Source organism: Tsuneonella litorea, from assembly GCF_025154015.1.
Taxonomy (GTDB): Bacteria; Pseudomonadota; Alphaproteobacteria; order Sphingomonadales; family Sphingomonadaceae; genus Tsuneonella; species Tsuneonella litorea.
The window spans coordinates 319,118-342,906 of record NZ_JAOAMV010000005.1 but is presented as its reverse complement, the minus strand read 5'-3'; the positions used below and the strand labels follow the sequence as shown (position 1 = coordinate 342,906).

Sequence of the window (23,789 nt, the reverse complement as noted above, 5' to 3'; positions counted from 1 at the left end):
TGCGTCCGAGCGCCGCGTATTGCGCTCGCCCGACCTGCTGCCCTAAGGGCTCGGACACCGGGGAAGAGAGGCCGCGCCCGAAATGTCGAAAACCTTGTTTGCGGTGAACCCGAACGCCGATTTGCGGAGTGCCCAGGCGCAATTTTCCAGCAAGGGCCGGACCCAGGTCCGCGATTTCCTGGTGCCCGAAGCGGCCGAGGAAATTCGGCGCCTGCTGCGCGACGGCACCCCGTGGGGCCTGTCGATCCAGGCCGGCGATGCGGACCAGCCCGAGCAGGTCCGGGCCGAGGAACTACAGCAAGAAGCCGTCCGCCAGAAAATCGGCGATCGCGTGCGGGACGCGCATCGCGCGGCAAGCGAGGGGCGCTTCTCGTTCGTCCATGCCCGTTATTCGCTGGTCGACGCCTACCTCGGCCAGTGGCGGCCCGGTGGCCCGCACGACATCCTGCTCGAATACCTCAACGCACCCGATTTCCTCGATCCGCTGCGCACGCTCACCGGCATCCCCGAGATCAGGAAGGCCGATGCCCACGCCAGCCTGTTTGCGCCCGGCCACTTCCTGACCAGCCACCTCGACGAACATTCGGGAGAAGGGCGGCGGGTCGCCTACGTCCTCAATTTCGCGCCCGACGAGTGGTTCACCGACTGGGGCGGATACCTCGTCTTCTTCGATGCCGACGGGGACATTGTCGAAGGCTTCAGGCCGCGATTCAATTCGCTGAACCTGTTTCGCGTGCCTCAAGCCCATTCGGTCACCTTCGTCCCCCCGTTCGCCCCGGCCACCCGCCTGGCGATCAGCGGCTGGCTGCTCGACCGCTGACCGGGCCCGTGACGGAGGCCGCCGTCCTTGCATCGCGCGCTGCAGCCCTTGCGGCGAATGGCGACGATGCCGGCGCCAGCATCGCGTTCGAAGAAGCCCTGAAACGATTTCCCGGCGATCCCCGGCTGTTCAACAGCGCGGGCAATTTCCACGCGGAGGCCGGGCGTGCGCAGCGCGCGCTGGAGATGTTCGAGCGCGCGCTGGCGATCGATCCCCGGCTGCACGAAGCGGCAAAGAACGCGGCCATCACGCTTCAGGGCCTGGGCCGGGTCGAGGAGGCGATCGCGCTTCTGCGCACGCGCGAGCGCGATCTCGGCAGGGACGCGAGCTATTGGACCCTGCGTGCAAACGCCGAGCAGCAGGCCGGTCGACTGCCAGAGGCCGGAAACAGCTTTGCGCGCGCGATCACGATCGACGGGGCCGATCCGGACGCGTTGAAGGGGCGCGCGCGCGTGTCGCTCGAGCGGGGCGAAGCGCGCGCCGTGGAGGATTACGAGCGCGCCCTCGCGCGCAATCCCGGCGACCCGTACCTCGTCCGCGACTACGCCTACGCCCTGCACGAAGCGGGCCTGCCGTCCGAAGCGCGCACGGTGGCGGAATTGCTCGTCGAAGGGCAACCGGGATGGCCCGAAGCCCTGGGCCTGCTTGCATCGCTGCGATGGGCCGCGGGCGAAGGGGACCGCTTCGACGACCATTTCGCGCAAGCAGCGGACCGGGCCGCCTCGCCCGACGTCCATCTCGCCTGGGCCGACACCCTTTCAGGGATAGACCGCCCGGCACGCGCAGCCGAAGTCCTGGCTGTCGCGCGCGGGAAATGGCCCGGCGACGCGCGCCTGGCGCTGGCAGAGGCGGTGGCCCTGGGTGAGAGCGGCGCGGCCGAGCGGGCCGAGGCGGCGTTCTCGACTGCGAACGAACCGCCGTCCCCCGAATGGGCCGTGGAACGCACGCGCAATCTCTTGCGGCTGGGCCGGCCGGAAGCGGCCGAGACTCTGCTCGGTCCGGTGGCCGAGGCTGATCTGGGCAACGTGGCGGCCTGGGCGCTGCGGGATCTGTGCTGGCGCGCAACGGGCGATGCCCGCCATCGTTGGCTGCACGGTCAGGACGGACTGATCCGGACCGTGCCGCTCGCGCTTCCCGGGCACGACCGGGTGCGCGACCTCCTCGACCGGATTCATGCGCGCTCGGCGCGGCCGATCGGGCAATCGGTCAAGGACGGCAGCCAGACGCGCGGGGCCCTGTTCGCGCGCGCCGAACCGGAAATCGCGCTGATCGAGCGCGCGATCCTGTCGGCACTCGAAACGTATCGGTCGGGATTGCCGCCGGCCGATGCGCGCCATCCCCTGCTGGCCTTTCGCGATGCGCCCTGGAAGATCACCGGAAGCTGGTCGATCCTGCTTCAGGGAGAAGGCCATCACGCGGCCCACGTCCACCCGCTTGGCGTGATCTCCTCGGCAGCGTATTTTTCGGTTCCCGCCGAAGTCGACGAGCCCGAACGGCCCGGCTGGCTGGAGCTTGGCCGGCCGCCGCCGTCGCTGGGGATCGACCTCGGTCCGCTTGCGGTCGTTCGCCCGCGCGAAGGAACCTGCGTGCTGTTTCCCAGCACCCTGTTTCACGGCACGAGGCCGATTGGCACAGGGCGGCGCATGACCGTCGCCTTCGACGTGACCGCGTAAGCCGCTCCCCCAATCCCGCGGACGAAAAAAGGGCGGCGGTTCCTGTGAACCGCCGCCCCCTTTCCTTCGCTGACTAGCTGATTAGAACTTCAGCTTCGCCGACACGAAGAAGTCGCGACCGAGGACATCGTAGTAGCTCGGCAGGGTATTGGCCTGCTCCGCCGCCGCACCGAGGACCGGCGGCTGCTTGTCGAGCAGGTTGTTGACGCCCGCGGTGAACGAGAGGTTCTCGTTCACATCGGCGCCGAAGGACAGGTCGAAGTAGCTGATTGCACCGAGATACGGCTTCGGCAGCAGGGCCGGATCGGTGCCGATCCGGGTCAGGCCGTTGAAGACGTTGTTGATGCGGCCGTCCTGCGTCTTGCCCTCGAAGCGCCAGCGACCGGACACCTGCACCGGACCCTGCGAATAGGTCAGGCGCGAGGTGTGGCGGTACTTGGGCAGGCCGAAGGTTCCCTCGCCGATGTTCTCGCGCTCGGGAAGGACCGCGATCGGGGTGCTCCGGTACTTGTCGAGATAGGTCCCGAGGTAGAAGAAGCTCACCCGTCCCGGACCGACCGGCAGGTTGTAGTCGACCTGCACGTCGACGCCGCTGGTCTCGAGGAAACCGACGTTGTCCTGGATGAAGATCGGGTTCTGCCCGCCGGCCGTCTCGCCAAGCGCACCGGTGGCGCCGCGCTTGCCGATGAACGGCTGGCAGATCGGGCTGGCGAGGTTCTGCACCGTGTTGAAGCACAGCGACAGCGCGGTCGCCAGGCCGCCATACCGCGTGCCGATGGTATCCTCGACCTTGATGTCGAAGTAGTCGGCCGTGATGTTCAGGCGCGGGATGAAGGTCGGCGAGAAGACCACGCCGGCGGTGTAGGTGTCCGACGTTTCCTGGCGCACGTTCGGGTTGCCGCCGAAGAAGCCCTGGATCTGCGAGTTCGGCTGCACCGCGCGGGTGAAGACGTTTGCCGCGGGAACCCCGTTGGCGATGCACAGGTCACGCAGCGTCTGCGTACGGGTCGCAGCGCTGCCACGATCCGAGCAGGGGTCGGTCGCCGCCGGGAAGCCGGTCGACTGGCCGCCGAACAGGTCCTGCACGTTCGGTGCGCGCACCGCGCGGGCGTACTGTGCCCGGAAGCGGATGTCGCGGATCGGCGCGAAATCGACGCCGCCCGTGTAGGTCCAGTTGCCGCCGACAGCCGCCAGCGAGTAGTCGGAGTAACGCGCCGCGCCGTTGAGCGACAGGCTGTGGATCACGTTGTCCTCGATGACCGGAACGCGCAGCTCGGCGAAGGCTTCCTTCACGTCGTACGCGCCACCGGTCGGCTGACCCGCGTTGAAGCCGAGAACGTCGCCCGAAGCGAGGAACGTGTCGGGGATGTAGCGCGAGCTCATCTTCCGGTATTCGCCGCCGAAGGCGAACCCGACGTCGTCGGCGCCGAGGCCCAGGTTGAACAGCGAGCCCGAAATCGAGGCCACGATGTTCTGCAGGTCCGACTGCTCGAGGTTGGTCGAATTGACCTGGACGTAGCGAACCGCGGCCGGATCGGCGAGGCCCGACCCGAACACGTTGATCGGCACGCACCCGGCCGCCCGCGCGCTGGCATCCATGCACTGCAGTGCGCCGGTGCTCGAGAAGCTGGTCTGCAGGGCGTTGATGTACCGGCTGCGCGAAACGTTGCCACGCTGGATCTGGGTGTTGCTCGTACGGGCGTACGAGTAGAACAGATCGTAATTGATCGCCGGCGTGATCGCACCGCGGAAGCCGCCCAGGACCCGGAAGGCCTGACGGGTCGCTTCCTGGTTACGAGCGCCCGCCGACAGGAAACGGTACTGCACCGGAGTGGTCGCATAGCCGTCGCCGCGGGTGGCCACGTTCGATTCCGCCGCGTCCTGCTGCTGGAGCCGGGTGCGGGTTGCGGCATCGAAGAACGGGCTGGCAATCTGCAGGTTCGCCGTCACGCCCGTGGGCGTCGGGGCGAGTTCCTGCGCGACCCGGTTGTTGACGTAGCTGAGTTCGCTGTAGAACTCGATCCCGTCGGTGATCTCGTAGCCGCCGTAGGCACCGATCAGGTAGCGTTCCTGCGGCAGCTGCAGATAGTTGGCCGGGGCGAAGTTGTAGAGGTCGGCCGGATCCTGGAACGGACGGACGCCGCCGCCGGTCGGATTGAAGATGAACGAACTGGTGCCGAGGGTAATGGTGCCGATCGGCCCGGTCGCCGAACCCTGCGGAACGAAGCCCACTTCACCGCCGCGCGAGGCGCAGGTGCTGACGGTGATGCCCGACGGGAACGGCGTCCCGATTTCGGTCGCCGGGTTGGTGCTGCCGGGAACGATGCAACCGTCACCGGCCGCGGTCTTCGAAAAGTCGCGCGCGCCCTGGAACACGGGCTTGCGGCGGGTGTAGTTGGCGAACAGCGTCACGTTGCCGCGGTTGTCGGCAAAGTCCGAACCGACCGCGACGTTCGCCGAATAGCGGGCGCCGTCGCCGCGCTCGGTCAGCGAATAGGTCGCGCCCATCTCGATCCCGTCGACTTCGCGCAGGCGGAAGTTGACCACGCCGGCGACCGCGTCCGAACCGTAAACGGCCGATGCGCCGCCGGTGACGACGTCCACGCCCGAGATCAGGAACTGCGGGATGGTGTTGAGGTCGACCACCTGGTTGGTATCGTAGAACATCCAGCGGCGGCCGTTCACCAGCACCAGCGTGCGGGTCGAACCCAGGTTGCGCAGGTTCAGCGTCACAGCGCCGTTGCCGGGGTTGTTCGAGAAGCCGGTCACCCCAGGGAGGACCTGCGGCAGCGTGTTGATCACCTGTTCGACGTTGACGGCGCCGCTCAGCTCGAATTCCTCGGCCTGGACGACAGCGACGGGGCTGGTCGAGGTGAGGTCCTTGCGCTGAATGCGCGAACCGGTGACGACGATCGCGCCGCCCGTGTTCTCGCCGCCGGTGAATTCGCCCGACGCGATCGAGGCGGACTGCGCGTCTTCCTGCGCGAATGCAGGGGCAGCGACAGCCGACATAAGTACCGTACCCGCGAGCAGGTACGCCTTGCTAAACTTGGCGCTCATGATTGAAGTCCCATCGTGAAATGAATGGCTCAAGGAGTTAGACCTGACTCCGGGCGCCCCGGGGCGCCTGGGGTTCTTGGACCCCTCCCCCTCCGAAGACCGGGTCCGACCCTTCCGCTAGGCGAAACGGCCGGCCGAGCCATGTCATCCAAAGTTAGAGCTTGCGGCGTTTTCCGCTTTCTTGTGGCATTTTTGCCGCAATGTTCGGGGTCGAAAGCTGCGTCGGCCTGTGGCACCAGAGCGCGAACCCAGGACGGAAAGGCAACTTGCGATGCGGCATTTTTCGGTGATCGCGGCCCTGCTGGCGGCGGCCCTGCTGGCCGGAGAATCGCCGGCGCAGTCACCCGAGGCGCCCGACCCCGTCGACGCGCTGAAGGAATGTCGCGCGATTACCCGCGATGCCGACCGGCTCGCGTGCCTAGACCGGGTCAGCAGCGCCATCGTCGCCGCGGCCGAACGGGGCGATGTCCACATTGTCACCCAGAAGGATGTCGAGGAAACGCGCCGGGGGCTGTTCGGCTTTTCCCTGCCGAAGCTCAAGCTGTTCGAGACCGATCGGGAAGACGGACGCGAGCCGTTCGACACCCTGCAATCCGAGGTCGCTTCGGCCCGCCGCCTCGATGCCAGGACGTACGTGTTCAAGATCACGGACGGGGGTGCCACGTGGCAGATCAAGGAAGCACCCGCGCGATTCGTCGGCCCGAAGCCCGGCGACAGGGTGGTATTCAAGCGCGCGGCCCTGGGCAGCTATTTCATCCGGATCAACGATCAGGTCGGCGTCAAGGGGCGGCGGATCGACTGAATCTGCCGTGTTGCTCGCCGGCCGGATGCCGCGGCCCTTACCCCGGCTGACCGGGGCCCGGCCTTGGCCCGGTGCGGAACCACCCGGTGATCGCGTACCGGCGGCGCGGCGCGAAGGGCGCAACCATCGTCACGCTGTGCGGCTGGGGCACGGCAAACAGGTTGAGCGCGTTGAACGCCGGGACCAGCGCCTCGGCGGTCACGCCGCAAGAGCCGTGAAAGGCCAGCAGACCGCCCCAGTCGAGCCGCCAGTCCCTGCTCAGGTTGAAGACGTAGGCGGCGACCCGGTTCTTGCCCGCGACGGCGTCATCGTGCGCGGTCAGGAAATGCCCCGGGCCATAGGCGGTTGCCTGGGCATCGGCGAAGGTGATCGCCGGCTCGCCGAGTACCTCGCGAAAGAACGCGAGCGTGGATTCCTGCGACATGAAACGTGCGAAATCGTCGAGAATGGTCCCGCGGGCAGCCCGTTCCTGCACCGAGTCGGGTACCCGGATCGTTTCGTAGCAGTACTGGAACCCGTACCGGGCTTGCGCATAGACGGCTTCCTCGAGTTGACGCCTTTGCGCGTCGCTCATGCCGGCCTGCGCGCCGCGATCGAGTTCGAAGAGCTTCTCGCCGGCGTTCACCACCAGCCGCCATTCATGCGACGCGGTCAGAAAGTGCAGAACCTCGTCGGCAGCGTGATCATGAAGGAAAGCCGGCAGGTGAACGCGGCGATTCGCCTCGAACTTGCGTCCGAGGGCCCGGGCATCGAGGGCCCCGCCCAACCGAATCCGGTTTCTTTTCAACCCGGTCGCCCGTTGATAGCCGAAAGTCCGGCCGGGCGACCGCGCGCGCAGCCGATGGACACACGGTCGTTGTCCGCCCCCTCTCCCCCGATCGCTCGCATGGCGTCGGCATAACCACAGCCTCCGGAGGAGCGAAAGCCCCTGCGTGCAGCACCTTACACCGCCCCAAGGCCAACTGTTGCGCGTAGGACACAGCCTTTCGTCAAAGGCGCCCCTATCGTCGGTTAGGCATTGCGACTGCGCCCCATCATGCGCATCCGGCACACATCAAGGTGCGTGGGTTCTGCCCGCGCTCTCTTGTGATCATCGATTTGGGGCTGGCTTTTCGGCTGGCATTCCTAGGGGACATAATTCCATGAAGAACATCACGATCCTGAAGGCGGGCGTTGCGCCTATCGCCCTCGGTCTGGCGCTTGTGAGCGCACCTGCGTTCGCGCAGGTGACCACCGGCGCTACCGATGCCGACGACCTTCAGTCCGACGCTTCGGGCGTCGCCGACACGCCGGGTTCGGCCATCGTCGTCACCGGTTCGCGCATCGCTCGTCCGAACATCGAAGCTCCCAGCCCGGTCACCGTCGTCGGTGCCGAGCAGGTCGAGCTGACCGGCACGACCACCGTGGAATCCCTGCTGAACGAACTTCCGCAGGTCATCCCGGGCAACACCCGCGTTTCGAACAACGCCGGCGGCGAGAACTTCTCGACCATCGACCTGCGCGGCCTCGGCCCCGGTCGTACGCTGATCCTGCTTGACGGCGAGCGCCTCCCCGCCTCGACGACGACGGGCGTGACCGACGTTTCGCAGATCCCGACCGGCCTCATCGAGCGCGTCGAAGTCGTGACCGGCGGTGCTTCGGCGGTGTACGGTTCGGACGCCATCGCGGGCGTCATCAACTTCATCCTCAAGGACGACTTCGAGGGTGTCGAGCTGACCGGCCAGACCTCGATCTCGGAAGACGGCACCGGCTTCGGCTTCAACGTGTCGGGCCTCGTCGGCGGCAACTTCGCCGACGGCCGCGGCAACATGACCCTCTACGGCTCGTACACGGACCGCGACGCGGTCAGCCAGGCGCGCTATGACTACTCGCGAGTCTCGGCGGCGATCTACCTGCCGTACGACACCGGCAACTGCGGCCCGATCGACTGCCAGTACGGCGTCCCGTTCGTGGTCGACCACCCGAGCGACATTCCGGCCTCGACCGGCTCGCTGATCTACATCCCCGTCGTCGGCGGTGGCTCGGCCACGCCGCCCTGGGGCTGGATCGCCAACAGCCCGTCGAACCCGTTCCGGAACCTCGGAACGCTTCTGCCCGCCACCTTCGGCGCCGGCAGGACCGACACCAACTGCGACGGCGTCGCCGGCGGTGCGTACAACACTGGCAACCTGTCGTTCAACGACAACGGGGCGCTGGCGCCGCGCAACGCTTCGGGACTCTGCAACATCCCGCTGCGTGACCAGGGCCTCTACGGTTCGTCGCGCTACAACTACGGCCCGCTGAACTACCTCGTCACGCCCTACGATCGCCTGACGGTGACCTTGAACGGCCGTTACGAGTTCTCGGACACGACCCGGGTCAAGCTGTACACCACGTACACCAACGCGAACCAGCAGGTGAACCTGGCGCCGACCCCGGCGACCGGCATCACCGTGCCGGCGAACAGCCCGCTGATCCCGGCGGACCTTCGCACCGCGCTGAACAGCCGTCCGAACCCGAACGCGCCGTTCACGATCAACCGTCGTTTCTTCGAAACCGGCCCGCGCATCGGTGACTTCACCACCGACGCCAAGACCGTGCGTGCCATCCTCGAGCACGACCTGAACGACAACTGGTCGATGAACGTCGTCGGCAGCTTCGGCCGCGTCGACAACAAGAGCCGCAACCAGGGCAACATCCGTCGCTCGGCGGTTGACCAGGGCCTCGCGGGCTGCCCCGCCGGCTCGGGTCCGGGCTGCGTTCCGATCAACATCTTCGGGGCGAACACGCTGACCCCCGCGATGCTGTCGTTCGTCGCTCTCAACACCACCGACACCGAAGTGTTCGAGCAGGTTCGCCTGGCGACCAACATCACCGGTTCGCTGTTCGAACTGCCGGGCGGCCCGCTCGGCGTGGCGGTCGGTGCCGAGTACCGCAAGGACACCGGCTCGACCTTCGTCGACGATGCCAAGCGCACCGGCGACATCATCGGCTTCAACGCCCAGAACGACATCCAGGGTTCGATCAACGTCAAGGAAGTGTACGGCGAAGTCCGTGCCCCCATCCTGCCGTTCGTGACCGTGGGTGCGGGCGCTCGCTACTCCGACTATTCGTCGGTCGGCGGGCTCTTCAACTGGAAGGCCGAAGCCGAAATCACTCCGGCATCGTGGGTGAAGCTGCGCGGCAGCTACAACCGTGCGGCGCGCGCGCCGAACGTGTTCGAGCTGTTCCAGAACGGCAACCAGGGCTTCCCGAGCTATACCGACCCGTGTAACGCGACCAACACCGGCCGTGATACCGCGTTCTGTATCGCCCAGGGCGTTCCGGCGGCGGCCATTCCGGGCTTCCAGCAGGTCAACAGCCAGGTTCAGGCGTTCGCGTTCGGTAACCCGAACCTGAGCGAAGAAAAGGCCGAGACCTACACGGGCGGCATCGTGCTGACCCCGGGTGACGTGCTGGGCGGTCGTCTGACCTTCACGGCGGACTACTACCACATCACGCTGATGAACCGCGTTGCGGCGCAGGGTGCACAGTTCTTCCTGAGCCAGTGCTACACGGGCCGTCAGGCGGACGCCTGTGCGCGCATCGTCCGCGATCCGAACACCGGTCAGGTCTTCTCGGTCAACACCACGGTCGTGAACGCTGCCCCCGGCAACGACTTCATCACCTCGGGTGTCGACGTCGGCCTCGACTACACCCACGAACTGCTCGGCGGTCAGCTGTACATCTCGGACGTGTTCACCTGGGTGGACAAGTTCTCGATCAGCGGAACCGACTTCGTCGACACGGCGTTCTCGGGCGTCGGCGGCGTTACGCCGGAGTTCGCGAACACCCTGACCACCGGCTGGCGCAACGACGTCATCACGGCTCAGGTGCGCTACGTCTGGAAGCGTGGCGGGCGGCAGAACTTCCCGGGTGCGGACCTCGACGGTCTCTACCCCTACGATCTGCAGACCGGCGATTCGAACTATGCCGACTTCCCGGATCGGATCCCCGATCTTCACCTCGTGAACCTGTCGCTGCGCTGGAAGGCCACCGACAACTTCGAGTTCACGGCGATCGTCAACAACCTGCTGGACAAGTATCCGCCGCAGACGACGACGGGTATCTTCGAACAGGCCAACACCAACATCAGCTTCTACGATCCGTACGCGCTGGGACGGAACTACACCGTCCAGGCCCGCGTCCGCTTCTGATCGAAGCCGAAACGGTAAACTCAAGGAACGGCGGGCTTCGGCCCGCCGTTTTTTTGTGTGTCCTTGAAAAGTGCCGAGGCGGTCAGGCGAAAGTGATCGCGGCGCGCGCTGCCGCCTAGGCGGGCACCGAATCGAACGCGACGGTCAGCCGCTCGGCCCCGCCCCGGAACGGCACGGTGCCGTGCCACATCGACGAGGGGAACAGCACCAGCGCGCCGGCCACCGGCTCGATCACGCGGCGCGGCGGGAGATCGAGCCCGAGCTCGGCCGGCGGCGCGCCGAGAACGAGCTTCCCTGCGTGCTCGATATCTTCCGCGCAGGCCGGCGGCACCACGAGATGCAGGGCCGAACTGATCCAGCCCGCCTGGTGCAGGTGGGAAATGTGAAATCCCTCTCCGTGCAGGCGGACGGACCACGAGCCGGTGAAGCGCAGCTTGCCCGTGTTGCGCGCATAAAAGGGGTGGGCCTCATCCTGCGGAAGGTCACGGGCGTATTCCTCCTGCCGCGCCAGCACCGCATCGCGCAGCAGCCGGATCGAGTGCTCCTTGCGGGCGAACAGCGCACCTTGCGTCTGAGTGCCGTTGCGCAGCGACTGATCCGGCGGATGGTGCTGCGCGCGGTGCAGGCCCCTCAGCGTCTCGACGAGCTCGGCCAGCGCGTCCGGGTCCTCGAGGTGCGGGAGCGGCACCTGGCGCGCCTGAACCGCGTAATCGTGAAGCCAGAATTCGCGCGGATCGTCCTGCAGCCGCCACGCTAGGCCGAGATAGGCCCAGCCGAACACGTCGGCCCGGTCGATCGCCGTCGCGCGTGTCGCCAGGGATTCAGCCTGCGCGGGTTCGCCGCGCCGGAGCGCCACGCGCGCGCGCGCGGTGAGGTAGGGGCCGGTTTCCCCCATCGCATCTTCGAGCGCGGCGAACCGCGCTTCCGCCTCGGCCGTGTTCCCCAGCTCACCGTCGGCAATCGCCTGATAAAGCGCGAACTCGGCACGCTCGCCGACCGCGGCGCGTGCATCGGCGGCGACCTGGCGGACGTCGTCGTAATCGCGAAACGATACGAGCTGGGCGAGCCAGTCGAGCCATATCGATGGTTCGCCCGGCCATTGCCCCGCGATCGAACGGTAGCTGCGCCAGGGATCGTCGCCGACGCCGTATTCGCGGGTGAGGCGTGCCAGCGCCCGGTGCCCGGCGAAATAGGCCGGAGACCCGGCGGTCAGTCGCTCGAGCAGAGCGCGCGCTTCGTCGGCCCGTCCGTTGTCGACCAGCGCGCCGGCCATGCTCTCGGCGAATTCGGGCGAAGCCCCCATGCGTCCAGCGGCGTGCCGATAGTGCTCGAGCGCCGCGCCGGGTTCTCCCGCGTCGCGCAAGGCCTGTCCCAGCCGGACCGTCGCCACGGAGTTGGCGGGATCGCGCGCGAGCGTTTCCCGGTATACCGCAACGGCGCGTTCGGGCTCGCCCATGTCCCGCATGGTCGCGGCGAGCGCGTTGCGCGCCAGCGAAGAGCCGGGGTTCGCCGCGACCAGCGCCTCGAGCATCGCCGACGCCTCGTCCAGGCGGCCGAGTTCGGCGAGCAGGCGCGCCTGGTTGACCGAAGCCGGAACGTATGCCGGGTCGTGCTCCCTCGCCCTCTCGAACGCCGCGAGGGCCTCGTCCGTCCGGCCGAGATCCTGGAGCGAAAGTCCCCGGCTGTTTTCAATCTCGGCGTTCGCCAATCCGCAGGCGATCGCGGTATCGAACGCCCGCACCGCCGCTTCGGGGTCGCCCGCCTTGCGCCGCACCACCCCCGCCAGGTGCCACGCCGCCGCGTTGCCTGGCTCGGCCGTCACGGCGGCGTCGATATCGGCCAGCGCACCGGCAATGTCGCCTCGCACCATCCGGGCGTGGATCGTCGCGAGTTGCTGGGGACCGTACCGCACCTCTGTGCCCTAGCCGATGACGGCCACCGGGTTAAGGCTCAGCCGACCGCGAACTTGAGCTCGCCGTCGCCCTCGTCGATCTTCACCGTGCTGCCGTCGGGGATCTCGCCGCCCAGAATCTTCTCCGCGAGCGGGTCCTGCAGGTACCGTTGCACCGCCCGCTTCAACGGCCGCGCGCCGTAGACCGGGTCGTAGCCCACCCGGCCCAGCCAGCGGCGCGCCGCGTCGGTCAGGTCGAGTTCGATCTTGCGGTCCTTGAGCAGTTTCTGCACCCGGCCGACCTGGATATCGACGATCGGCGCCATGTGTTCCTGCGCAAGGCGATGGAACAGTATGATCTCGTCGAGCCGGTTGAGGAACTCGGGCCGGAAATGCGCCCGGACCACGTCCATCACCTGCGGCTCGACGCTCTCGACGTCCTGTCCTTCCTCGATCTGCGAAAGATACTGGCTGCCGAGGTTCGACGTGAGGATGATCAGCGTGTTCGAGAAATCGACCACCCTGCCCTGCCCGTCGGTCAGCCGGCCGTCGTCGAGCACCTGGAGCAGCACGTTGAACACGTCGGCATGGGCCTTCTCGACCTCGTCGAACAGGACCACCTGGTAAGGCCGACGACGAACCGCTTCGGTTAAGACGCCGCCCTCTTCATAACCAACATATCCCGGCGGCGCCCCGATCAGGCGGGCCACCGCGTGCTTCTCCATGAATTCCGACATGTCGATGCGCACCATCGCGGCATCGTCGTCGAACAGGAACCCGGCGAGCGCCTTGGTCAGCTCGGTCTTTCCCACGCCGGTCGGGCCGAGGAACAGGAACGAGCCGAGCGGCCGGTTCGGGTCCTGCAGGCCCGCGCGGGCGCGCCGAACGGCCTTGGAGACGGCCTGAACCGCCTGCTCCTGCCCGATCACGCGCTGGCCGATGACCTGCTCCATCTGGAGCAGCTTCTCGCGCTCGCCCTCCATCATCTTGTCGACCGGGACGCCGGTCCAGCGGCTGACGACGCCGGCGATGTCGTCCTCGGTCACCTCCTCGCGCAGCAGCGCGTTCTCGGAGGATGTCTCGGCAGCGGCGAGCTGCTTTTCCAGCTCGGGGATGCGGCCGTACGACAGTTCGCCAGCCTTCGCGAGGTCGCCCTCGCGCTGCGCCTGCTCAAGCTCGATCCGCGCCTGGTCGAGCTGTTCCTTGATCCTGCCTTCGGCGGCGATCTTGTCGCGCTCGTTCTGCCAGCGGGTGGTGAGTTCGCTCGACTGCTGCTCGAGGTTGGCAAGCTCGTCGCGCAGCGCGGCGAGGCGGTCCTTCGAGGCCTGGTCGGTTTCCTTGCCGAGCGCCTGCTCCTCGATCTTGAGCTGGATGATCCGCCGGTCGAGTGTCTCGATCTCCTCGGGCTTGCTTTCCACCTCCATGCGGATGCGGCTGGCGGCCTCGTCCATCAGGTCGATCGCCTTGTCGGGCAGGAAGCGGTCGGAGATGTAGCGGTTGGACAGCGTCGCCGCCGCGACGATCGCGCCGTCGGTGATTCGCACGCCGTGATGCAGCTCGTAACGGTCCTTGAGCCCGCGCAGGATGCTGATCGTGTCTTCGACCGTCGGCTCGCCGACGAACACCGGCTGGAACCGCCGCTGGAGCGCGGCGTCCTTCTCGACGTACTTCTGGTACTCGTCGAGCGTGGTCGCGCCGATGCAGTGCAGTTCGCCGCGCGCGAGCGCGGGCTTGAGCAGGTTGCCGGCGTCCATCGCGCCTTCCGACTTGCCCGCGCCGATGAGGGTGTGCATCTCGTCGATGAACAGGATGATGTCGCCTTCGGCGCCCTTCACCTCGTCGAGCACGGCCTTGAGCCGCTCCTCGAACTCGCCGCGGTACTTCGCGCCCGCGATCAGCGCACCCATATCGAGCGCCATGAGCTTGCGGTCCTTGAGGCTGTCGGGCACGTCGCCGTTGGCGATGCGCAGCGCAAGGCCCTCGGCGATCGCGGTCTTGCCGACGCCGGGCTCGCCGATCAGGACCGGGTTGTTCTTGGTCCGCCGGGCGAGGATCTGCACGGTACGACGGATCTCCTCGTCGCGGCCGATCACCGGGTCGAGCTTGCCCGACTTTGCCACCTCGGTGAGGTTGCGGGCGTACTTCGACAGCGCATCGTAGCTTTCCTCGGCGCTGGCGGAATGGGCCTGCCGCCCGCCGCGCAATTCGGTGATCGCTTCCTCGAGCCCCTGCGCGGTGAGGCCGGCGGCCTTCAATGCCTGCCCCGCCGCGGTCGTCGTCGCCAGCACCAGCGCGAGCAGCATCCGCTCGACCGTGACGTAGCTGTCGCCGCTCTTGGTCGCGAGCTGTTCGGCCTGGTCGAGCACGCGCACGCTGTCATTGTCGAGGCCGGGGGTCGCCTGCGCCCCGCCCCCGCTGACCTGCGCGATCTTGCCCAGCGCTTCGTCGATCCCCTGCACCGCGACCGCGGGATTGCCGCCCGCGCGCGTGATCAGCCCTGCGGCCATGCCCTCGCTGTCTTCGAGCAGCGCCTTGGCGACGTGCTCGGGCGTGATCCGCTGGTGGTTCATGCGGATGGCGACGGTCTGCGCGCTCTGGATGAATCCCTTGGCGCGGTCGGTGAACTTCTCGAGGTTCATGGGTGTATCAGCCTCCTGTTACACCCAGAGATATTGTTGCGATGAGGCAACACAAGGGCCGAGGAAAACGAAATTTTGCCCACGCCGCCGGAACGTGCAATGTTGATCCTCGCGGGCGCCCTCATCGGGAGGGGAATGGTTCGTGGAAATACCCGCAGAAGAAGCGCCCGTGACGGGGCCGGTCGATGCGCTCACGCCCCGCCAGCGCCGCCGGGCGATCGCAGCGGCAACGCTCGGCAACGGGCTCGAGTTCTACGACTTCATCACTTACGCGTTCTTCGCGATCCAGATCGGGAATACATTCTTCCCGTCGGAGAGCCCGTTCCTTTCGCTGATGGGGTCGCTGGCGGCGTTCGGCGCGGGTTTCATTACCCGGCCCCTCGGGGCGGCGGTCCTCGGGACCTATGCCGACCGACACGGCCGCAAGCCGGCGATGCTCGTCAGCATGACGATGATGGGCGTGGGCATCCTGCTGCTCGCGCTGACCCCCGGTTACGCCACGATCGGTTACGCCGCACCGGTCATCGCGGTGCTTGCCCGGCTGATCCAGGGCTTCGCGCTCGGCGGCGAGGTGGGCTCGGCGACGATATACATGATGGAAAGCTCGACCCCGCAGCGGCGCGGCTTCACCATGAGCTTCCAGGGTGCGAGCCAGGCGGTCGCTGCGACGATCGGTTCGCTCGTCGGCCTCATGCTCAGCCTGGTGATGAGCGAGGCGGAGCTGGCGAGCTATGGCTGGCGGATCGCGCTGCTGCTCGGCGCCACGATCGTGCCGCTGGCACTCGTCATCCGCCATTCGCTGCCCGAGACGATCCACCACGCCGACACGGCCGTCGTCGCGGACGACGGCTGGCGGTCCTACCTTCGGCCGATCGTGTGCGGCTTCCTGATCATCGCGAGCGGCACGATCGGGTCCTACATTTTCACCTACATGGCGACCTACGGGCAAAACACCCTCAAGCTGAGCACCACGATCTCGTTCTCCGGGTCGGTCGCCAACAACGCGATCCAGATCGTCGCGGTGATGACCGGCGCGATCCTCAGCGACCGGTTCGGCCGCAAGGCGGCCATGGTCTTGCCCCAGTGCCTGTTCGCGCTGTCGGTCGTACCGTGCTTCCTCTGGCTGACGACGCAGCGCGATGCGTTCTCGTTCATCGGTGCCAACCTCGTCCTCGCCGGCATCGGATCGTTCGTGTACGGCGCGGTGTACGCGGCGATCAGCGAGAGCATTCCCAAGGCCGTGCGGGCCCGGGTCTTCGCGCTGGTCTATTCGATCCCCGTCGCGGTGTTCGGCGGAACGACCCAGATGGTCGTGACCTGGATCCTGGAGGTGACCGGCGACCCGATGTCGATCGCGTACTACCTGACGGGCGTCTCGCTGGTCGGCCTCGGCGCCATGATCGCGATGCGTGAAAGTGCCCCGGTGAGGATCGGAACACTGGTCGCTTCCCCCGCCTGAAACCGGCTGTGCCGGCATCCGGAGAGTTGCAACTCGCAACCGGACCGCTATGCCCTCGCGGGACAGGGAGAGGGTCGATGCGGAAATGGACCATTCGCCTGCTGGCGGGCCTTGCGGCGCTGTCGGCAGTCGTGCTGATCGGGCTGATGGTGTGGGAGCCGCTGGCGGCCGAACCATTCCCCCCGCCCCCCGCCCGCGCCTACCGCGCCGAAATCGTGCGTGACGAATGGGGCGTGCCGCACATCTACGGACGGACGGATTCCGACGTCGCCTATGGCGTGGCGCAGGCGCACGCCGAGGATGACTTCTTCACCCTGCAGGACGTGATCGCCATGACCCGAGGGCGCTACGGCGCGATCGCGGGCGAGGCCGGCGCGCAATTCGACTATGCGCTCGCGCTGCTCGACGCGCGCGGCACCGCGCGGCGCGAGTACGCCAGGCTGCATCCGCGCACCCGGGCGGTGATCGAAGCCTACGCGGCGGGCCTCAACGACTACGCCGCTGCGCACCAGGGAGAGCTGAAGCTCGGCAACCTGTTCCCGGTCAACGGCGAGGACATCGCCACCGGCTTCGCCCTGCGCCAGCCGTTCTTCTTCGGGCTCAACGGCACGATCGGACCGCTCGTGAAGGGCGACACGCTGCTCCCCGATCCGGGACCGGCGCTCGGCGGCCCGCTGCCCGATCGGGAAAGTGCCGAGAACCTCGGCTCGAACGCCTTTGCCATCGCGCCTGCCCGCTCGGGCGACGGGGTGACGCGGCTGGTGTCCAACAGCCACCAGCCGCTGACCGGCGGCGTCGCCTGGTACGAACTGGTCGTCGAGAGCGAGGAAGGCTGGCATTTCGCCGGCGCGACGTTCCCCGGCAGCCCTTTCCCTTTCCTCGGCCACAACGCGGACCTCGGCTGGACCAACACCGTCAACCAGCCGGACATGACCGACGTCTATCAGCTCGTGCTCGACGATGCGAAGACCCACTACCGCCTCGACGGAAAGTGGCTGCCGCTCGAAGAGACGAACGTGCGGCTGCCGGTCCGGTTCGGCCCGCTGGTTATCCCGGTTCGGCGCACGGTCTGGCGCAGCGTGCACGGCCCGGTCGTCGTCAACGATCGCGGCGCGTTCGCCTTCCGTTACGGCGGGATGGGGTCGATCGCCCAACTCGACGCCTATTACGACCTCAACAAGGCGAGGACATACGACGAATGGCAGGCGATCCTCGCGCGCCAGGCGATCCCGTCGACCAACTTCATCTACGCCGACAAGGCCGGCACGATCGCCTACTGGTACAACGCGGCGATACCCCAGCGGAAGAAGGGTCCCGACTGGCGCGGCGTGCTGCCGGGCGACCGCGGCGACCTGATCTGGAACGCGCTCGTCCCGTTCGACAGCCTGCCGCACCAGGTCAGCCCGGGATCGGGCTTCGTGTTCAACTCGAACAACAAGCCAACTGTCGCCGCGGGCAGGGCCGACGACCTCAAGGACGCGGATTTCGCGCCCGAGATGGGAATCGAGCTGCGGATGACCAACCGCGCCTACCGCGCCGCGCGGCTGCTCGACGAACCGGGGCCGATCGACCGCGCCCGGCTCGAGCGGATCAAGTACGACACCGGCTGGGAACGCGCGGGCTACGTCAGGCGCGTGCTCGACGGGATCGCCGCGCTCGACACCGCGGGCGATCCGCTGCTGGCGCGGGCGCAGGCGATCCTGGGCGAGTGGGACCTGACCAGCGACGGCGCGGGCCGGGCCGATTCGCTCGCCCTGCTGGTCCTGCGCCCGGCGATGGGCGAGGACTATTCGGGCAAGCCGCTCACCCCGCCGCGCAAGCTGCTGGGCGACGCGGCGCGCTACCTCGTCGACAACTTTGGCCGGCTCGACCCGCCGCTGCAGGACATCCTGCGCTTGCGCCGGGGACCGGGCCGCCACGCGATCGACCTGCCGCTCGACGGCGGCAGCGACACCCTGCGCGCCTCGACGTCGTGGGACCTCGATCCCGACGGCAGGCTGCGGGTGAAGCACGGCGACAGCTTCGTGATGTTCGTCGAATGGGCGCCGGGCAAGCCGGTATCGAGCGAATCGATCCAGCCGTTCGGCGCGGCGACCTCGCGGCCCGGAAGCGTGCACTACACCGATCAGGCGGACCTGTTCGTGCAGCACAAGCTCAAGCCGGTTCGATTCCACCGCGCCGATGCCCTGAGGAATGCCGTCAGTCGAAAAGTCGTGACGCATCGCGTCGTGGCTGACTAAGGTACCGGGAGTACCGTTCGAGAATCCGGGGACTTTTCATGACCAGTCGCTTCGCCGTTGCCAGTCTCCTGGCGCTTGCCCTGACCGCTTGCGCCGCCCAGCCGGTCGAGACCGCCAGCACCCCCGCCCCTGCGCCTTCCGCGCTCGCGTCGGCCGAGCCGGCCCCGGTCGAGCAGCTCATTTCGGCGGTCAACATCCCCTACGAGCGCTTCACGCTCGACAATGGCCTCACCGTGCTGGTCCACACCGACCGCAAGGCGCCCATTGTCGGCGTGACGACCTATTACCGCGTGGGATCGAAACACGAACCCCGGGGCCGCACCGGCTTCGCGCACCTGTTCGAGCACCTGATGTTCGGCGGCAGCGAGAACGTGCCCAACTTCGACATCCCGCTGGAGGCGGCTGGATCGACCAGCACCAACGGATCGACCTGGTACGACCGCACGAACTATGTCGAGACGGTGCCCACGGGCGCGCTCGACCTTGCGCTGTTCATGGAAAGCGACCGGATGGGCCATCTGCTCGGCGCGGTCACGCAGGACAAGCTCGACAAGCAGCGGGGGGTTGTCCAGAACGAGAAGCGGCAGGGCGACAACCAGCCATATGGCCTCGTCGAATACAAGATCGGCGATGCGCTGTTCCCCGTGGGGCATCCCTATCGCCACTCGACGATAGGTTCGATGGCCGACCTCGAGGCGGCGAACCTGTCGGACGTGCGCAAGTGGTTCACCGACAACTACGCGCCCAACAATGTCGTCCTCGCGCTTACCGGCGACATCGACGCACAGACCGCGCGGCCGCTGGTAGAAAAGTGGTTCGGCGACATTCCGCGCGGACCCGAAGTCCCGACGGTGACCGCGCCCCCAGTCCCGCTGGCCGCCGCCGTGCGCGAGGAAATGACCGACCAGGTCCCCGTCACGCGCATCATCAAGGTCTGGACCGGTCCGAACATCAACCACCCCGATGCAGTTGCGCTCGACATGGGAATGTCGGTCCTCGGCGGGCTCGGCAGCTCGCGGCTCGATAACGCGCTGGTCAAGGGAGACGAGATCGCGGTGAGCGTCTCGGCGTACGAACAGCAGCACGAGAACCTGTCGTTCCTGCAGGCCCAGATGGACGTCAAGCCGGGGGTCGACCCCGCCCTGGCGGAACGGCGCTTCGACGAGGTCATCGCAAAGCTGGTCAGCGAAGGACCCGAGGCCGACGAACTGCTTCGCGCGGTGAACCTGAACGTTTCCAACCGCATAGGCGCGATGGAGCTGGTGGGCGGTTTTTCGGGCAAGGGCGCGACCCTGGCCGAGGGCCTGCTCTATTCGGACGATCCGGCGAGGTACAAGAAGGAGCTGGGCGAATTCGCCGCGCTCACCCCGGCGGTGGTCAAGGACGCGCTGGGGCGCTGGCTGGCGCGTCCCTCGTACACACTCGTCGTCAAGCCCGGAGAGCGGACCGAGGACGGTGCCCTCATGGGAGGCTGGGGCGACGAAGGCAGCGTGCCCCCGCCAGCCCCCGACGCGAAGAACCCCGCGCCGCCGCTCGCCAAGAGTCCGCCGCGCAAAGCCCCGCCGGTCGCCCCGGTCGGCGAACTGACGTTTCCCTCCGTCGAAACCGCGAAACTCGCGAACGGAATACCGGTCCGACTCGCCCGCCGCACCTCGATCCCCAAGATCAGCATGGCCATCACGTTCGACGCGGGCACCGCGGCGGACGGCCCTTCGCGCGCCGGCACGCAGGCGATAATGATGGGCCTGCTCGACGAAGGGACCGACACCCTCTCCGCGATCGAGATCGCCGAGGCGAAAGAACGTCTCGGCGCGCAGATCGGCGCGGGCACCTCGCTCGACACGAGCAGCGTCTCGATGACCGCGCTCACCGCCAACCTGCGCCCCTCGCTCGCGCTGCTCGCCGACATCGTGCGCAATCCGGCGTTCGCCGATAGCGAGGTCGCCCGCGTCAAGGCGCAGCGGCTCGCCGCAATCGCACAGGCACAGGCGAACCCCAGCGCTATTGCCAGCCGCGCGCTCGGCCCGCTCGTCTACGGCCCCGCGCATCCCTACGGCGCAGTCGGCGGGGCGGGCCTCGCTTCGGCGATCAGTCCGCTGACGAGCACCGACCTCGAAGCGGTCCACGAGACCTGGGTGCGCCCGGACACCGCAGCCATCACGGTCGTCGGCGACGTCACAATGGAGCAGCTGCTCCCCGCGCTCGAGGCCAGCTTCGGCGACTGGAGGGCGCCTGCCAGGCCGGTTCCGGCAAAGAACCTCGGCGCACCCACGCCTGCCCCGAAGCAGCGGATCGTCGTGATCGACCGGCCCAATTCGCCGCAGTCGGTGCTGCTGCTCGGCCGTCAGTTGCCGGTCACCGGCCGCACGCCCGGCCTCGAACCGCTCGATCTTGCCAACGAGGTCATTGGCAGCGGCTTCCTCTCGCGGCTCAACATGGACCTGCGCGAAGACAAGGGCTGGACCTACGGCGTGCGCAGCGCGCTCACCGCAGAAGCCGGCCCGCGCACTTTCTACGTGATAACGCCGGTGCAGTCCGACCGGACAGGAGATTCGATCCGCCTCGTCCTCGACAAGGTCGCCGCCTTCGCCGATGGTCAGTCCAAGGTCGACGACACCGAGTTCCAGCGCGTCACCGAAGGCAACATCCGCGGGTTGCCCAACCGGTTCGAGACCAACGGGCAGGTCCTGAATGCACTGCTCCAGAACCAGCTCCGCGGGCGGCCCGACGGATACCAGCGCACGCTTCCGCAGGTATTCGGCAGCGTCGAGAAGGCCGCCATCGACGCGGCAGCGGCGCGCTTCATGGACCCGTCCGACATGGTCATCATCGTCGTGGGGGACCGCTCCAAGATCGACGACCAGGTCAAGGCGCTTGGCCTGCCGGTGGAATACCGGGACGCGGGCGAGTTCTAAGCCGGGAATTGACAGGAATGTAAGCAAGGGCGATTGAACGGCCGCACTGCCAGCACGAGGAGAGATTACGATGGGCGTTGCCGGAAGCTACGATTGCGTCACCAAGACCCCGATGGGTGACCAGAAAAGCGTGTTCACCGTCGAGGACTGCGGCGACGGCACCTTCACCGGCAAGAATGCCGGCGCGATGGGCAGCATGGACGTCGAGAACGGCAAGATCGACGGCAACCAGCTCACCTGGACGATGAACATGACCGTGCCGATGCCAATGAAGCTCGAAGGCTCCGCGACGGTAGAGGGCGACACGCTGACCGGGTCGGTAAACGCCGGCGCCTTCGGCTCGATGCCGATGACGGGCACCCGCCAGGGCTGACCAGCGCCACACGCGAAATCGTGGGGGCGCCGGAGCGATCCGGCGCCCCCTTCTCTTTGTCGAACGGCGAGCGGTGTTGATCGTGCGGGACTTGGCAATCGCCCGTCGCCTGGTGCAGGAACCCGTCTTCGCGCCGACCGGCGCCCACCGGGTTCACGCAGGGGCACCTTCCGACCATGACACGACATCTCGCTTCACTCGCGGCGGCGCTCTGCGCGCTCGCGGCCGCTCCGCTTCCTGCCCACGAGGTTGCCCAGCCCGATTACGAGGCCGAGGCGAAGCGCATCATGGAAGGGCTGCACGCCACCGGGATGACCGCGGCGGTCACCAGGGACGGCAAGGTCGTCTACAGCGGACAGTTCGGCACGGTCGAGGAAGGGTCGGGCAAGCCGGTGACCGCCGACACGCTGTTCCCGATCGCCTCGATCTCGAAGGCGTTCACCACCACCGCGCTCGCGATGCTGGTCGACCAGGGCAAGCTCGGCTGGGACGACCCGGTGCGCAAGTACGTGCCCGAATTCGGGATGTACGATCCTTGGGTGAGTGAGCACTTCACCGTCCGCGACCTGCTCACCCACCGCTCGGGCCTCGGCCTTGGCGCGGGCGACCTCGTGATGTGGCCCGACGGCAACGCCGAGGTGGCCGACGTCATCAACGCCCTGAGGCACCTCAAGCCGACGACGGGTTTCCGCGACGGCTACGCCTATGACAACCTGCTCTATATCGTCGCCGGCGAAGTCGTCGCCCGGGCTTCGGGCAAGAGCTGGCCGGATTTCATCACGCAGGAGATCTTCGCCCCCGTCGGCATGACCAGCTGCGTTGCCGACGGGTCGCGTCTCAAGCCCGGACAGAGCCGCGTGCGCGGCCACGAGCGCGCGGCCGGCGCCACGGTGGGCGTGCCGATCGACCCGCGCATGGAATTCAGCCCGACGGTCGCCCCCGCGGGCGGCATCTGGTGCCCGCCCGGCGACATGATGAAGTGGGCCAACTTCTGGCTCGACGGCGGGGTGACCGAGGGCGGTCAGCGGCTGATCTCCGAAACGCAGAAGAACGAAGTCTGGAAGGGCGTGACCCCCGTGGGCAGCGGGATCATCCGGCCCACCGGCGGATCGACCAACCTCGCGCTCTACGCGCTCGGGTGGCTGGTTACCGACATGGAAGGCACGCCCGCGGTCCACCATTCGGGCGGCGCACCGGGAGTGACCAGCAACTTCATCCTCCTGCCGCAGCACGACATCGGCATCTTCGCCTCGTCGAACGACTACATGAGCACGGCCGGCGCCTGGACCCGCCAGATCGCCGACAAGCTGATCGACGGCAAGCAGGACCGCGACGTCATCGCCTCCGCCATCGCTGCCCACGAGAAGCAGAACGCCGAGGCGAAGGCGGCGGTGGACAAGGCGCTCGTGACCCCGAAGGACGCGAAGAAGCCCAGTCTGCCGCTCAACGCGTACGTCGGGACTTACGCCGACCCGTGGTACGGGACCGTCGCGATCACCCGCCGCGGCAAGGGCCTCGCGATCGACATGAGCCGGTCAGAGCTGCTCGACGGCCCGCTGACCCACTTCGACGGCGACACCTTCGCCGCGATCTGGCCCGACCGGACCATGAAGGCCGACGCCTTCGTGACGTTCTCGGTCGAATACGGCGCGGTGACGGGCATGAAGATGAAGGCGATTTCCGACATCACCGACTTCTCGTTCGACTTCCAGGACCTCGACCTCAAGCGGCAGTAGCCGGGG

Annotated in this window: 13 protein-coding genes; 9 read left to right on the top strand and 4 right to left on the bottom strand. The window is 67.5% G+C overall.

From position 1 onward, the window contains the following. Window positions 1-82: 82 nt before the first annotated feature. Together N0B51_RS11850 and N0B51_RS11845 are read left to right on the top strand one after the other, a co-directional pair. The gene (locus N0B51_RS11850) at window positions 83-820 is read left to right on the top strand and encodes a 2OG-Fe(II) oxygenase (RefSeq protein ID WP_259962577.1); all 738 of its coding nucleotides are present in this window, start codon (window positions 83-85) and stop codon (window positions 818-820) included. Window positions 821-828: 8 nt separating this feature from the next. Further along, window positions 829-2,493, top strand: a complete 1,665-nt coding sequence (locus tag N0B51_RS11845) for a tetratricopeptide repeat protein (RefSeq protein WP_259962576.1) — start codon at window positions 829-831, stop codon at window positions 2,491-2,493. An 81-nt stretch (window positions 2,494-2,574) separates the two neighbouring features. On the opposite strand, the gene N0B51_RS11840 is transcribed toward N0B51_RS11845, so the two are convergent. Continuing rightward, entirely contained in the window at window positions 2,575-5,553 is a 2,979-nt protein-coding gene (locus N0B51_RS11840; RefSeq protein WP_259962575.1) for a TonB-dependent receptor domain-containing protein, read from the bottom strand. A 271-nt stretch (window positions 5,554-5,824) separates the two neighbouring features. Between N0B51_RS11840 and N0B51_RS11835 the strand changes: the two genes are divergently transcribed. Then, window positions 5,825-6,355, top strand: a complete 531-nt coding sequence (locus N0B51_RS11835; RefSeq protein WP_259962574.1) for a hypothetical protein — start codon at window positions 5,825-5,827, stop codon at window positions 6,353-6,355. Between the two features lie 37 nt (window positions 6,356-6,392). On the opposite strand, the gene N0B51_RS11830 is transcribed toward N0B51_RS11835, so the two are convergent. Further along, a complete protein-coding gene (locus N0B51_RS11830) occupies window positions 6,393-7,121 on the bottom strand; it encodes a 2OG-Fe(II) oxygenase (protein ID WP_259962573.1) in 729 nt (242 codons plus the stop codon). 376 nt (window positions 7,122-7,497) lie between these two features. On the opposite strand from N0B51_RS11830, the gene N0B51_RS11825 reads away from it, so the two are divergent. Further along, window positions 7,498-10,530 carry a TonB-dependent receptor plug domain-containing protein gene (locus N0B51_RS11825; RefSeq protein ID WP_259962572.1) on the top strand — a complete coding sequence of 1,011 codons (3,033 nt, stop codon included), beginning with the start codon at window positions 7,498-7,500 and terminating at the stop codon, window positions 10,528-10,530. A gap of 115 nt (window positions 10,531-10,645) precedes the next feature. Here the strand turns inward: N0B51_RS11825 and N0B51_RS11820 are convergent, their stop codons facing one another. Both N0B51_RS11820 and clpB read right to left on the bottom strand, forming a co-directional pair. Next, a complete protein-coding gene (locus N0B51_RS11820) occupies window positions 10,646-12,442 on the bottom strand; it encodes a tetratricopeptide repeat protein (protein ID WP_259962571.1) in 1,797 nt (598 codons plus the stop codon). Window positions 12,443-12,480: 38 nt separating this feature from the next. Further along, window positions 12,481-15,060 carry an ATP-dependent chaperone ClpB gene (clpB, locus tag N0B51_RS11815; protein WP_259962570.1) on the bottom strand — a complete coding sequence of 860 codons (2,580 nt, stop codon included), beginning with the start codon at window positions 15,058-15,060 and terminating at the stop codon, window positions 12,481-12,483. A 142-nt stretch (window positions 15,061-15,202) separates the two neighbouring features. Between clpB and N0B51_RS11810 the strand changes: the two genes are divergently transcribed. From N0B51_RS11810 to N0B51_RS11790, 5 genes are all read left to right on the top strand, one after another. Next, window positions 15,203-16,519 (top strand): MFS transporter, encoded by a 1,317-nt coding sequence (locus tag N0B51_RS11810; RefSeq protein WP_259962569.1) that lies wholly within the window; start codon window positions 15,203-15,205, stop codon window positions 16,517-16,519. A gap of 77 nt (window positions 16,520-16,596) precedes the next feature. Then, window positions 16,597-18,759 carry a penicillin acylase family protein gene (locus tag N0B51_RS11805; RefSeq protein ID WP_259962568.1) on the top strand — a complete coding sequence of 721 codons (2,163 nt, stop codon included), beginning with the start codon at window positions 16,597-16,599 and terminating at the stop codon, window positions 18,757-18,759. Window positions 18,760-18,797: 38 nt separating this feature from the next. After that, window positions 18,798-21,674, top strand: a complete 2,877-nt coding sequence (locus tag N0B51_RS11800) for a M16 family metallopeptidase (protein ID WP_259962567.1) — start codon at window positions 18,798-18,800, stop codon at window positions 21,672-21,674. Between the two features lie 70 nt (window positions 21,675-21,744). Further along, window positions 21,745-22,047, top strand: a complete 303-nt coding sequence (locus tag N0B51_RS11795) for a hypothetical protein (protein ID WP_259962566.1) — start codon at window positions 21,745-21,747, stop codon at window positions 22,045-22,047. A 176-nt stretch (window positions 22,048-22,223) separates the two neighbouring features. Next, complete coding sequence (locus N0B51_RS11790; RefSeq protein ID WP_259962565.1) at window positions 22,224-23,783, top strand: serine hydrolase; 1,560 nt, start codon at window positions 22,224-22,226, stop codon at window positions 23,781-23,783. Window positions 23,784-23,789 lie beyond the last annotated feature (6 nt).

Coding starts and splice junctions, on each gene's coding strand:
- N0B51_RS11800 (WP_259962567.1), top strand. CDS start 18,798: ATGACCAGTCGCTTCGCCGTTGCCAGTCTCCTGGCGCTTGCCCTGACC.
- N0B51_RS11840 (WP_259962575.1), bottom strand. CDS start 5,553: ATGAGCGCCAAGTTTAGCAAGGCGTACCTGCTCGCGGGTACGGTACTT.
- N0B51_RS11850 (WP_259962577.1), top strand. CDS start 83: ATGTCGAAAACCTTGTTTGCGGTGAACCCGAACGCCGATTTGCGGAGT.
- N0B51_RS11835 (WP_259962574.1), top strand. CDS start 5,825: ATGCGGCATTTTTCGGTGATCGCGGCCCTGCTGGCGGCGGCCCTGCTG.
- N0B51_RS11825 (WP_259962572.1), top strand. CDS start 7,498: ATGAAGAACATCACGATCCTGAAGGCGGGCGTTGCGCCTATCGCCCTC.
- N0B51_RS11795 (WP_259962566.1), top strand. CDS start 21,745: ATGGGCGTTGCCGGAAGCTACGATTGCGTCACCAAGACCCCGATGGGT.
- clpB (WP_259962570.1), bottom strand. CDS start 15,060: ATGAACCTCGAGAAGTTCACCGACCGCGCCAAGGGATTCATCCAGAGC.
- N0B51_RS11805 (WP_259962568.1), top strand. CDS start 16,597: ATGCGGAAATGGACCATTCGCCTGCTGGCGGGCCTTGCGGCGCTGTCG.
- N0B51_RS11790 (WP_259962565.1), top strand. CDS start 22,224: ATGACACGACATCTCGCTTCACTCGCGGCGGCGCTCTGCGCGCTCGCG.